The sequence below is a fragment of the Acinetobacter sp. 231_lipA genome (assembly GCF_058243005.1).
Genome location: NZ_JBZAYU010000001.1, coordinates 2,232,809 through 2,244,927, shown reverse-complemented (window position 1 = coordinate 2,244,927; position 12,119 = coordinate 2,232,809). Strand labels below are relative to the sequence as shown.

15 protein-coding genes are annotated in these 12,119 nt (G+C 43.0%); 2 read left to right on the top strand and 13 right to left on the bottom strand.

What is annotated here, in order from left to right:
* Positions 1–56: 56 nt before the first annotated feature.
* Complete coding sequence (locus AC4CUX_RS10965; RefSeq protein ID WP_201950162.1) at positions 57–701, bottom strand: HAD-IA family hydrolase; 645 nt, start codon at positions 699–701, stop codon at positions 57–59.
* A 93-nt stretch (positions 702–794) separates the two neighbouring features.
* Here AC4CUX_RS10965 and AC4CUX_RS10960 point away from each other — a divergent pair, with 93 nt between their 5' ends.
* Positions 795–1,562, top strand: coding sequence for a hydroxymethylpyrimidine/phosphomethylpyrimidine kinase (locus AC4CUX_RS10960; RefSeq protein WP_183174418.1), 768 nt, complete (start codon positions 795–797; stop codon positions 1,560–1,562).
* Positions 1,563–1,592: 30 nt separating this feature from the next.
* Here the strand turns inward: AC4CUX_RS10960 and AC4CUX_RS10955 are convergent, their stop codons facing one another.
* The 9 genes from AC4CUX_RS10955 to rpe all read right to left on the bottom strand — a co-directional run bounded on the left by AC4CUX_RS10955 (position 1,593) and on the right by rpe (position 8,497).
* Complete coding sequence (locus AC4CUX_RS10955) at positions 1,593–2,246, bottom strand: nuclease-related domain-containing protein (RefSeq protein ID WP_419381116.1); 654 nt, start codon at positions 2,244–2,246, stop codon at positions 1,593–1,595.
* Positions 2,247–2,367: 121 nt separating this feature from the next.
* Entirely contained in the window at positions 2,368–2,853 is a 486-nt protein-coding gene (locus AC4CUX_RS10950) for a methylated-DNA--[protein]-cysteine S-methyltransferase (RefSeq protein ID WP_279042859.1), read from the bottom strand.
* A gap of 33 nt (positions 2,854–2,886) precedes the next feature.
* Positions 2,887–3,204: a quaternary ammonium compound efflux SMR transporter SugE gene (sugE, locus tag AC4CUX_RS10945; protein WP_010325989.1), complete on the bottom strand. Its 318-nt coding sequence runs from the start codon at positions 3,202–3,204 to the stop codon at positions 2,887–2,889.
* An 82-nt stretch (positions 3,205–3,286) separates the two neighbouring features.
* Positions 3,287–3,604, bottom strand: coding sequence for a quaternary ammonium compound efflux SMR transporter SugE (sugE, locus tag AC4CUX_RS10940; RefSeq protein WP_005400191.1), 318 nt, complete (start codon positions 3,602–3,604; stop codon positions 3,287–3,289).
* Positions 3,605–3,837: 233 nt separating this feature from the next.
* The gene (locus tag AC4CUX_RS10935) at positions 3,838–4,764 is read right to left on the bottom strand and encodes a copper resistance protein B (RefSeq protein WP_201950151.1); all 927 of its coding nucleotides are present in this window, start codon (positions 4,762–4,764) and stop codon (positions 3,838–3,840) included.
* Positions 4,751–5,044 (bottom strand): hypothetical protein, encoded by a 294-nt coding sequence (locus AC4CUX_RS10930; RefSeq protein WP_201950148.1) that lies wholly within the window; start codon positions 5,042–5,044, stop codon positions 4,751–4,753. Before AC4CUX_RS10930 ends, AC4CUX_RS10935 begins: the two co-directional genes overlap by 14 nt.
* Positions 5,031–6,860: a copper resistance system multicopper oxidase gene (locus AC4CUX_RS10925; RefSeq protein WP_201950145.1), complete on the bottom strand. Its 1,830-nt coding sequence runs from the start codon at positions 6,858–6,860 to the stop codon at positions 5,031–5,033. Before AC4CUX_RS10925 ends, AC4CUX_RS10930 begins: the two co-directional genes overlap by 14 nt.
* A gap of 45 nt (positions 6,861–6,905) precedes the next feature.
* Positions 6,906–7,379 carry a hypothetical protein gene (locus tag AC4CUX_RS10920; RefSeq protein WP_201950135.1) on the bottom strand — a complete coding sequence of 158 codons (474 nt, stop codon included), beginning with the start codon at positions 7,377–7,379 and terminating at the stop codon, positions 6,906–6,908.
* A gap of 431 nt (positions 7,380–7,810) precedes the next feature.
* Positions 7,811–8,497, bottom strand: coding sequence for a ribulose-phosphate 3-epimerase (rpe, locus tag AC4CUX_RS10915; RefSeq protein WP_201950130.1), 687 nt, complete (start codon positions 8,495–8,497; stop codon positions 7,811–7,813).
* Between the two features lie 178 nt (positions 8,498–8,675).
* Between rpe and AC4CUX_RS10910 the strand changes: the two genes are divergently transcribed.
* Complete coding sequence (locus AC4CUX_RS10910; protein ID WP_004984216.1) at positions 8,676–8,951, top strand: DUF2218 domain-containing protein; 276 nt, start codon at positions 8,676–8,678, stop codon at positions 8,949–8,951.
* Positions 8,952–8,968: 17 nt separating this feature from the next.
* Here AC4CUX_RS10910 and AC4CUX_RS10905 read toward each other — a convergent pair whose 3' ends face one another.
* The 3 genes from AC4CUX_RS10905 to fghA form a co-directional block, all read right to left on the bottom strand.
* On the bottom strand, positions 8,969–10,024 hold the full coding sequence (locus AC4CUX_RS10905; RefSeq protein WP_201950127.1) for a M48 family metallopeptidase: 1,056 nt from the start codon (positions 10,022–10,024) through the stop codon (positions 8,969–8,971).
* 10 nt (positions 10,025–10,034) lie between these two features.
* A complete protein-coding gene (locus AC4CUX_RS10900; protein WP_004694984.1) occupies positions 10,035–11,144 on the bottom strand; it encodes a YjgN family protein in 1,110 nt (369 codons plus the stop codon).
* Between the two features lie 126 nt (positions 11,145–11,270).
* Positions 11,271–12,107 (bottom strand): S-formylglutathione hydrolase, encoded by an 837-nt coding sequence (gene fghA, locus AC4CUX_RS10895; RefSeq protein WP_279042872.1) that lies wholly within the window; start codon positions 12,105–12,107, stop codon positions 11,271–11,273.
* Positions 12,108–12,119: the final 12 nt, after the last annotated feature.

Below are 12,119 nucleotides of genomic sequence, written 5' to 3'. Positions count from 1 at the left end.
GTGCGCAGTCGAAAAAGACGTTCTTTAAATCCTGTCCGAATTAAATCCTATCTGCGTTAAATCAAGTCCAAGACATCGGCAAAGGTTTTAATTCGTGCTTTAGGTGCGGCTTCCGTCAACTCTTGATCAGAACCATAACCGTATTCCACCGCAATGGTTTCAATGCCGTTACGACGTGCACCCAAAATGTCATGCTCACGATCACCAACCATCAGACACTCTTCCGCTTTTAACTGCTCTTTTTCTAAAATATAAGCAATCAACTCTCCCTTATTGGTGCGCTCACCGTTCAGTTCACTGCCATAGGGATGGATAAAGTATTGCAGTAAATTGAAATGCTCTAAGATTTGACGTGCATAAATTTCAGGTTTTGCTGTCGCCAAATACAAGTGATAGCCCTGCTCGGTCAGTTTTTTTAAGGTCGGTTCAACATCGGCAAATAAATGGTTTTCATATAAACCTTTCACCGCAAAGCGCTCACGATAGCCCAATAAAGCTTGCTCTGCCAAAACATCGTCCACTGCAACATTTAAGAGTTTTGCCAAAGACGCTTTTAGGGGTGGCCCAATAATCCAGTCAATGTTTAGATCTTCAGCAATGGGGTGTCCGACTTTGTTTAAGCCATAACGCGCACTTGTGGTAATGCCAACTTTCGGATCTGTTAATGTTCCATCTAAATCTAGCAAAATATGTTTAATCACAGCTGATCCTTCTTGGGCTTTAAATAAAATACTATCGAGAGTTCTGCCAAAGTTGCCTATACTATCGCAAATTTTCGCAACAAGGATATTTCTGTGCGCGCAACCGTACTGTGCTTTTCTGGTTTAGACCCTTCAGGTGGTGCTGGTTTACAGGCCGATATCGAAGCGATTGGTCAAAGTGGTGCGCATGCAGCCATTGCGTGTACAGCACTCACTGTTCAAAACTCGCAACAAGTGTTTGGCTTTGAAGCGACGTCAAAAGAATTGCTGTTAGCTCAGGCGAACGCTGTTGTCGGTGATTTACCGATTAAAGCCGTCAAATCTGGCATGTTAGGCACCACTGATAATATTGCAGCACTGGCTGAGTTTCTACGTGAACATCCTGAGTACAAATATGTACTCGACCCTGTTTTAGTGGCGAACAGTGGCGGTTCACTGGGTGATCAAGCAACCTTAGTCAAAGCTTTTGTTGAGCTGATCCCATTGGCGGACATTATTACCCCAAATACAGTTGAACTACGAGCGTTAACAGGTCTCGATGACTTAGCTACCGCAACGCAAAAACTATTTGAAATGGGTGCCAAAGCGGTACTGGTCAAAGGTGGTCATGAAGACACACCGGACTATATTCGTAATGCCCTGTTTGTGAATGGCGAGCTCATTTCTGAAACTCGCTGCCCGCGTTTAGCTGGTGAATATCACGGTTCAGGTTGTTCGCTGGCAAGTTTTATTGCGGGTCGTTTGGCGCAAGGTGACAGTGTTAAAGTCGCAGTACATCATGCCGAAACATGGCTCTTTGGTGTATTAAAACAGGCAGAAACACCTGTTGAAGGCGGTCAAAAAATTCCCAAGCGTTTTTAAGTAGAAAACCCTGCGTATGCAGGGTTTTGTTTAACGGTCTTGATGGCGTTGTTTTAAATGTGCGACATGCTCACGGTTGGTTTTCCATGACTTTTCTAACACTTCTTTTTCAATCCGAAGCTGAATCCGTTTCAGTTTCATCGCTGGAATCACTTCTGTGTTAAAGGTCTTAATATAATCGACCCATGTTTTACCTTTAAATACTGTACTGGGCATTGCAGTTTTAAACTCACATTCAGGCATAAACACCACAGCAGAATGGATATAATCTACATCAACAATATCTTGCAACACACTTTGCAGCACTTTGACGTGTTTATAATTTTGATGCAGCGGATTTTGAAATTTAAAGCTCTTTTTATAAATTTTCTGCGTCCACATCTTTTGACGCTCACCACCAAAAATCCAGCCCTTATAGTTTTTGGTTTCAATCACAAAAACACCAAAGGGGCTCAATACAATATGGTCAATTTGAGTCGTTCCGCCCTGCTCATCAGGCAAAGTCACATCGTTAATTAGAGTATAACGCTCATCCAAATACAATTTCACATGCGCTTGAACTGCGAACTCGCCAAACCTCCCTTTCAGATAGGGCTTAAACGCTTTTAAAAGGCCGATCCCGAACAAGATCAGTAGCATCCACCACAGCTCTGAAAACACATTCCCCACAATTTGACTCATCATATTATTCATCGTTATTTGAGTTAGAGACACGATTCTTCAAAAGAATACAGATTAAAAAACAAAGTACTTACTTTTAAATTATTAAACTAAAATACGAACGTAAAAACTCCGAAACACACGCTTAATTCGCAATTTTCTCAAGCGTCAATAAAATATCTTTATTGTCCAGACCGCCTGCAAAGCCGACCAATTTTCCATTCGCCCCCACAACCCGATGACACGGCGCAATGATTGAAATTGGATTTTTGCCATTAGCCGCACCCACTGCACGAACGGCTTTGACATTACCAATCTGTAGCGCAATATCTTTATAGCTTCGGGTTTCACCAAAAGGAATTTGCAATAAAGCCTGCCAAACTTGCTTCTGGAAATCTGTCCCCCAAAAATCCAAAGGCAAATCAAAACTTTGACGTTTTGTCGCAAAATATTCGCTCAACTGTTTCTCTGTTTCCAGCAAAATCGGATGCTGATTGTGTTCGACCAGTTCAGCTAAACGTACCCGTTTGGGATTTTCATTTTCCCACAATACGGCAACCAAGGCTTGATCATGTGCCACCAGTCTCAGTACCCCGACAGGAGATGGCATATATTTAAAAAATAAGCGCATGGTTCACCACAAAAATTGTCTATGTATGTAACATTATGACGATGAAAGTTTCATCAGTACAAGCCCAGAAATAATTAAAACCGCTGCGAGCATCCGCATGGCATTGGCAGGTTCACCTAAAATCAAGATACCCACCAAAAATGAACCAATCGCGCCAATCCCTGTCCAAACCGTATAGGCAGTGCCCAAAGGTAAGGTCTTCATGGCATAAGACAGCAACGCAAAACTGGCCACCATAAATACGAGGGTTAAAATACTCGGTGTCAGTTTAGTAAAACCATCCGATACTTTCATTGCATAGGCCCAAACCACTTCGAGCAAACCTGCAACAATTAAAATCACCCACGCCATACGCAAAACACCTTTTATTCCGAGCAGAAACAACAAAGCTTCAAACGAAGGATCGCTTGAAGCTCTACATATTTAAATGAATTTAGCTGGATGAGAGTTTCATCAAAATCAGGCCCGATACAATCAGCACCGCAGCAAACATCCGCATAGCAGTTGCTGGCTCACCTAAAATAAAAATCCCCACCAAGAAAGATCCAATCGCACCAATCCCAGTCCAAATGGTATACGCGGTTCCTAGCGGCAATGTTCGCATTGCATAGGCCAGTAAACCAAAACTTAAAATCATGAACACAATGGTAATGATGCTGGGTGTGAGTTTGCTAAACCCTTCGGACAGTTTCATTGAATATGCCCAAACGATTTCAAACAGACCCGCAAAGATAAGAAAAACCCAAGCCATGCTACTGACTCCTCTTCACTAGAGTCAGGCCGTCCTGACGAATTTTCTCAATATGAGGGAGGTCGTTCATCCTAAATATGCCTCAAATTATAGCAAAGAGCGCACCAAAATGAATTATTTTCATACTTAGAAATCATTAAAGCGCAAAAAAGAGTGATCCGAACCAGCAGATCACTCTTTCAGCACAACATTGGTGCAATCTCAAATATTTACTTTAAACCTAAACGTCCGACTTAAAACTTAAAGCGAATACCCATTCCATACTGCCAACCTTTCTCTTCGTCACTTTCAGCCTGCCAAGCCGTCGCTTCATTGCCTTTGCTATATTCATAGGCAATGTCCACATAAGGCATGACTTTTTTGCTGATCTCATAACGTGTCTCAAGACCAACGGCTGCACTACTGAGACCCGATTTTTTGGCATATTTAGAGTCATCACTGAAAATAATATTCATATCTAAATAAGGTTTAAAAATCAGCTTTTGGGTCAGTAACAAGTCCCGCTCGGTTTCTAAACTAAACGCAGCATAGTTGTCTGCACCAGCATATACGTAAGCATCAGTTTCAAAGAAATACGGCGCTAAACCATGTAAGCCAAGCACCCCATCCACTTTTTCTTCCGTATCCCATCCCTGCTGTTCATACTCTACTTTTTCAGCTCGGTATCGTGCACCTGCCTGTATATCCCAAAAGTCTGAAATCATACGGCTATACAGCACTTTGGCATCATATTCAGCCTTATGCGCTTCCTGCTTATCCGCATGTACCTTGATAAACAGCTTATTTTCATCTGTCCCGATACGGGTTTCAAACTCAGACTTTAAACCACCATCGCCATCTTCATTCAGCAACCACTTGTTATCGACGGTGGTGACCGCATAAATTTGCGCGCCGTGCTCTTTGCGGTGATCATGCGTATGTGCTGTTGAATCATGATTCATCTGCTGTACATGTTGTGCGCTAGTCTGTGGAACAGCTTGAGTTGGAGTGGTCATCGCCTGATGCTGTGCATGTTGTGACATCACGGACTCAGTTGTCATGGACATATTTGCATTTGCTTCAGCAGGCATATGATGCCCTTCATGCGCCATAGCCGCAGCACTCATCAACACGAAAGAACTGCTCACTATGCTTTTAGAAAAAAGATTAATGGTGTACATGATGATCTCCTTTCTGAGCCTTCGACTGTTTGCTTGGTTGAGTCTGAGCTTGCTTCTCCGATGAAGGCAGACCAACCGCATTTTTCTGTTTCAGCATCTGAGTATGCTCATCGGCACTATGCTGATGATGCTCATGTGCCATTTCTTTGGACTGATCTTGGCTTGTAGATTTGGCTTTTTGTTTTTCATGATGTGCATGAGATTCGGCAGCCATAGCAAACGAACTCAATAAGACACTAACAGCTAGGGCAAAACCTGAAAAAAGATTAGTGATGCGCATGTTCATCTCCTTTTGGTTCAGCTTGAGCTGCTGTTTTTTGCTCTTGAATTGGGGTGGTGGACACTTGACTATCACTCACATTGGCCACAATCAGTTTATTCATCATGCCTGAGCTCATGTGATACAGCAGATGACAGTGAATCGCCCATTCGCCTAACTCATCTGCGGTCAGTAAAGCAGTCACTGTTTTGCCCGGTGGTACAATCAAAGTGTGCTTATTCGGCATATCAACGGCGGCTTGTCCATTTTCCAGTTGCATAAACATACCGTGCAAATGCATCGGATGCGCCATCATGCTGTCATTGATAAATTTGATCCGAATACGCTCGCCATACTTCACTTTCAACGGTTCAGCGTCGCTAAATTTTTTCCCGTTGATGGTCCACAAATAGCGTTCCATAGTTCCACCCAAACGAATCACTAACTCGCTCGTCGCCTCACGGGTATCTTTTTGAGGCTCTAAGGATTTCAGATCGCTATATTGCAATGCCTTATCACCTTTAGGCGTAGAGGCATTCGCCCACCCATACACTGGTGTAACAGCTTCCTGTACCGAACTTGCTGTCGTATTCTGTTGCGCATGACCCATCTGTGTATGATCCATCTCAGATATGGTCTTATGATTCATCTTTGAATGATCCATACCAGCCATCGCTTCAGGGTTCATTTTGGAGTGATCCATTTCAGGCATTGTTTCATGGTTTATCTGTGAATGATCCATACCTGAATGTTCTGAGCCGTGCCCCATATCTTCCATGGTCAACAATGAGCGTGGACGTGGCGCAGGCATATGTATGCTCTGTGCCATTGGAGTCAACTCATTGTGTAAAGTTCCAATGGCGTAGCCTGAACGGTCAATCGACTCTGCTTCAATTTGATAATGCCCTGCTTTCGGTTCCACAATCACATCATAAGTTTCAGCAGTTCCAATCCGAAACTCATCCACAGGAACGGGTTTGACGGGTTGACCATCTGCACTGACCACGGTCATTTTTAAGTGAGGAATACGGATATCAAAAAATGACATGGCTGAAGCATTGATAAAACGCAACCGAACCTTCTCATTCGGCTTAAACATACCTGTCCAGTTCTGCTCAGGCGTTTTACCATTGATCAGGAAGGTATAACCCGTGACATCGGACAGATCCGTTTTTAGCATGCGCATTTGGTTCCAGATGGAACGGTCTTGCCACGCGGCTTTTAAGCCCTCGCGCTGTACTTGTTTCCACACATCAGCAACGGTTTCACGCTGATTTTGATAATATTCGGCAGAAATTTTCAGATTCTTCTGAATTTGTTCACTACTCTGCTCATGGAAGTCCGACAGCATCACCACATAGTCACGCTCAGTTTTTTCATGCTGAGCTAAAGGCTTTTTGTCTTTGGGATAAATGACCAATGCGCCATACAGCCCATCTTGCTCTTGTCCTTTCGAGTGTGCGTGATACCAATAGGTTCCACTTTGGCGCACTTTGAACTTATAGACAAATTCGCTCTTCGGCTGAATACCATTAAACCCGTTAAAACCTGGCACACCATCCATTAGCCCGGGCAAAAGCAAACCATGCCAGTGGATCGATGAATCCTGTTTTTTTAAGTTGTTTTTAACCCGAATGACCGCATCATCGCCCTCCTCAAATTCAAGCAGAGGTGCAGGAAACTGCCCATTAACGCTAATGCGTTTTAACGACTTTCCCGTTAAATTGACGGGACTTTCATCAATGACTAATTGGTATTCTTTGACTGCGCCAAAGCTCCAAGAAGATGACATCAGACACGCCCCAAGGATGAGGCTTTGTTTAAATTGAATAGACATGACTAAATCCTAATAATTTTAAAAATAAAGTTTTAAAAATCAGGATTAGGCTTTAGGAGGACGTAGAATTTCTTGCCAATAGCCCACTAAATGTTGAGCTTGATAACGAAAATGGGGGGATGATTGTACTAAAGCGGCTTCAAGCTGAACCACTGCAAGCGGTTCAACGTCTAAAAGCGTCAGCGTCGTTTGGCAGTGATACTGTGCACACTCCTGACACTGAACTTGCTTATTTTGCAGCATATCCGAGGCATGACAATTGCTCTTCGCTGTTATGTCGGTCTGAGCCATATGCATTTGATGTCCAGAGACTGGACTCGATGATTTCGTTTGATGACAGTCGGGCATGCTTTGCATACCTGTTGCATGCGCAGAACTTTGCTCACTGGTTGCAGCCTGCATACTCAGCTGCATCATTTGATGCATCGGCGCTGCCGAAGCTTGGGCAATACCACTCCACCCCATTACCAAGGTAATGAGTAAGACAAACCAAGAATGTGTCTTGAGCAGTGAACGCACAATCAATCCTATTTAGTCAGTGAAGAATGATATTTCAACGCAACAAAACGTTCTGTGCATGTAAATGCCTAAGCTTTTGTTGCTGATCCCAATCTACAGGATAAGCAAAGAATAGTTTATACACAAGTTTATAAATTTAAATTCAATTACTGCGACGGTTTAGCCACTACGCACACTTAAACAATAAAGTTATTTTTTAAACAGTGCTATTTTTAAGTAAAGATGAATAAAGCATCAGTAAGAATCAGGCTTTCACACCATAAAAAAGGACTCAAATGAGTCCTTTTTATACATTTAACGTCTAAATACTAAACCATTGCTGTGTAAACGTTTGAATATTAATCAAGTTATCCATATCGTTATCAACATAGATATCCACCAGTTTATCCATAAAGTTATCCACAGAACGCATAGTATTTATACCTATGAGCTTAAACCTTTACCGCACCGACTTTTGCAAGCTCTGCACGCATATCATCAATCACAGCTTTATAATCTGGTTTTCCAAAAATAGCTGAACCAGCAACAAACATATCTGCACCCGCTTCTGCAATCTCGCGAATATTTGCAGGTGACACACCACCATCCACTTCTAAACGAATATCACGCCCTGAAGCATCAATAATTTTGCGTGCTTCACGTAGTTTGTCTAAAGTCATCGGAATAAACTTTTGACCGCCGAAACCAGGGTTCACACTCATCAACAAAATTTGATCGACTTTATCGAGCACATAATCTAAATAATATAACGGCGTTGCTGGGTTAAAGACCAAACCCGCTTTTGCACCGCCTGATTTAATCAACTGTAAAGAACGGTCAATATGGTCAGAGGCTTCTGGATGAAAGGTAATAATGTCCGCGCCTGCTTCTAAGAAGTCACCAATCATGCGATCGACAGGCTTGACCATCAAATGCACATCAATTGGGGCTTTGATGCCATAGTTCTTGAGAGCCTTACAAATACCCGCACCAAAAGTCAGATTTGGCACATAGTGGTTATCCATCACATCAAAGTGAACCACGTCTGCACCTGCTGCAAGTACATGTTCAACGTCTTCACCTAAACGAGCAAAGTCAGCAGAGAGAATAGATGGTGCAATTAAATAAGGCTTGGACATGCGTGTACCTGGCTTATACAAAAGGGAATGAACGCATTATAGCAAATTCAGCTTTTGAACTGGGACTTGTGAAAAAAGAAAGCGCTAAGCTTTCTAAATTTGCAACGTAGCGTTGCAACATTCAACTTTTCATTTGGCTTGAAACTGCTATGGTAAATGATCAATCGACGAGGTAAATATGAAAAGTACTGCGGATATTGTCACGACAGATGCGGCTCGAATTGCAAAACGACTGGTGAATCACTGGAAACATAAGTTTGAAATCGAACAAGAACCCAGTAGTTTTACCATTATCATGCCTGAAGCACGGGTACTGTTAAGCCCTCAAGCCGAACATTTACATGTCAGCATTGAGGCGAGTGAAGAAAAATTGAGTCACTTAGAACACGTGGTCTTAGACCACCTGATCCGTATGGGACAAACGCCACTCACAGCAACATGGACACAAGTTTAAGTCAACGGCTGAATGAATTAGTTTGATAACCGTTGCTGTTGGTTAAATTGGCGAATAGCTGCAATACGCTCTTGGGTCGCAGGGTGACTTTGGAAAAATGAACCAATGCCACCGTCCTCCTCTTCTTCGGACTTCCCTTGCGGCTGCTTTTCTTCCTCTTCGGCACGTGCATCATCTTCCATACGTGCTAAAAAGTTTGCCAAATGTAAGCTGGAGATATGGTTTTTATCCAGCACTTGCATGGCATACAAGTCCGCATCACTTTCAAAATTGCGTGAATAACTGGCACCAACCAAAGCCACGGGCAAAGTTGTAAATAAGGCCGAACTGTCCCCCGTCACCGCAATCAATAGCACACTAAAACCTAAACTGGATAAGGCTTGCTGTAAGCTATGTCGCTCGACCAAGTGCCCTTGCTCATGTGCTAAAACCCCAATAATTTCATGATCATCTTTAGCTAAATTAACCAGTTCATCGGTCAGAATAATGGTGTTGTTTGGCAGCGCTAAAGCATTCGTTCCAATTTGTCCACCTGCACGAAACAATACTTTGGCAGGTTGCCCATTGGCAACAAGGTCTTGATAGCTTTGCATGATTTGTTTTTGACGTGCAAGAGGGACAGTCGAAGGTCCCGTCAGCTTAAACACTTGTTCTTGCGCTTCATCGCCGAGTTTATAGATGGTATCGGCAGGTAGTTGCATCGCGACATAATGTGCTGCGCTTGGAATACCCCATCTTAAAATGGCAAAGATAAAAGCGGCAACAAACACCACACTAAATAAGATGAGACTTGGTGAGCGTTCTAATTTCCAAATCGAATGCTGTACATGCTTTTTGTTCAGCTCAAACCAGTCAGGCAATGCTTGTGGAAATTCAATCCGTGCATCATCTTTCAACTCAATCACAGGTTGAATCTGCCCCAATGCCCCAATCAACTGCATATCGGCATAGTAATAACGACGCTGCTGCTGGTTATAACAGATCAACACCGTTTCTCGGTCTATCGGTGCAATCGTGGCTGGATAAGGCTTAGAAATCTGCCCATCGTAAAAGGTGATGTTTTGTTCCTGCATTTAAGCCTCGTTACAGCGAAATATCGATGTCAAAAATATCACTCAGCTCTTCAGCAATAGCATTCGGGTCATCTTGAGCCAAATTGTACATACGATCTGGATCATTTTTTAGGGTTAAAGTTAATGACTCAATTTGATACTGATACAAACGCACCGCAGCCCATGCAGATAACAAACCGAGCGAGAGGATTTTTAAAATCCAGTTGGTCATCACGATCCATGCATAATGCATCTGACCGCAGTCCGTTTGGAAAGGACTACGCCCCAGCGTGGCTTTATTCCATGTGGTAATAAAAATACGCGCCATCATCAACGGCCAAATCATAAAAGCAGCAATCATATAAATCACCGCCACGATGATCCCAAACTGGGTTGGAGAACTGCTCCCAACTTGAAGAGTGAAGGCAACGAATAATCCTAAAACAAAGACAATTCCAATAAACAAAAACACAGGGACGTACATAGCACGCATATAGTCAGGCCAATCGGCATGTAACTCAAAACGTAATTGCCCGAGTTGTAAATTATCCAGCGTGTATTTTTTAAAATACCAAAACAGCACTGGGAAAAAGATCCCGAGGGTAAAGATGTAAATCAAAATGCCTTTCAGCGCCAAGATATAGGCTTCTTTGGTTGTGCCTGTAAAATAAAAGCGGCTATTGCCAAATTTACTGTTCCGCGCTCGGAAACGAATGGTTGAACGCACCAACCACGGAACCAATAAAAAGATGATGAGGAAACCAATTAAAGAAGCTTGCCAAGATACCTGAGCCAAAGCTGAAGCGCCAAAGTACACGCCCAAAGCAATAATTCGACCAATCAGGATACGTGTAGGTACACCCGTAAAATCAAACTTGCGGCGATAAAACACCGTGTTGCCATAAAAATAGCGTAAGCGTCTAACCTTCGCCCAAGGCGCATATAAACTGAAGGTAACAATGGTCAATAAGATATTCACAATCCAAATGCCAAAGTACTCACGGGCATTACCACGGAATTGGAAACGAAAGGTCTGTCCCAAATAGGCGTTTGGCTCATCCGTGGGAACGGCTGGTGGAGGTGGCCAGCTTGCTTCAAAAGAAGCCTCTACAGGTGGCAAAGATGCCTCTGAATTTTGCATGTATACCCTATCTATTATTTTACTGTTTTATTTTTCAAGAACAAAAAATCAATCACCCAACCATGTTAATGCCAGTGCTGGATGATTTCTAGTCAAAAATTAAGAATAAATACGACAAATCAAGATTTAAGCTTCGAGCTGTACGGCATGAAACTGCAGGTGATCATCAATAAAACTTTGAATAAAATAATAACCATGGTCATAGCCTGCATGTTCGCGAAGCGTCAGTGGCTGGCCCGCAGCCTGACAGGCTTGCTGAAATAATGCAGGACTGAGCTGGCTATAAAACTGATCACTCAAACCCTGATCAATTAAAATATCGGCAAAATGAGCTGTTTTTGTTTGGACCAAAGCGGTTGCATCATGTTTCAGCCACTCAGCTTGATCTGAACCTAAATAGTTTGAAAACGCTTTTTCGCCCCAAGGACATTGGCTGGGTGCGCAAATCGGAGCAAATGCAGACACCGACTTAAACTTCTCAGGATATTTCAAGGCCAAGGTTAAAGCGCCATGACCGCCCATGCTGTGCCCGAAAATACCAATACGCTCTGCTTGTACAGCAAATTGCTGAATCACTAAATCATACAACTCTTCAACAACATAGCTTTCCATCTGGAAATGCTCAGCCCACGGCGCTTGGGTGGCATTAATATAAAAACCTGCCCCTTGCCCAATATCCCAATGATCACCTTGCGCAACCTGTTCACCACGAGGAGAAGTATCAGGCGTTACCAAAATCAGACCTAGCTGTGCTGCTAAACGCTGCGCATGCGCTTTAATAGCAAAGGTTTCTTCGGTACAGGTTAAACCTGCCAAATAAAATAATGTTGGGCACGCTTGCCCTGCTAGCGCTTGAGCCGGCAAATAAATGCCGAACTTACTCTCGCCTTGAAGGCTGATGGAATTAAATCGGTAAATACGCTGTTCACCATCAAAACTACGGTTAGATTGTACTAATTCCATCAGGGTTCCTTT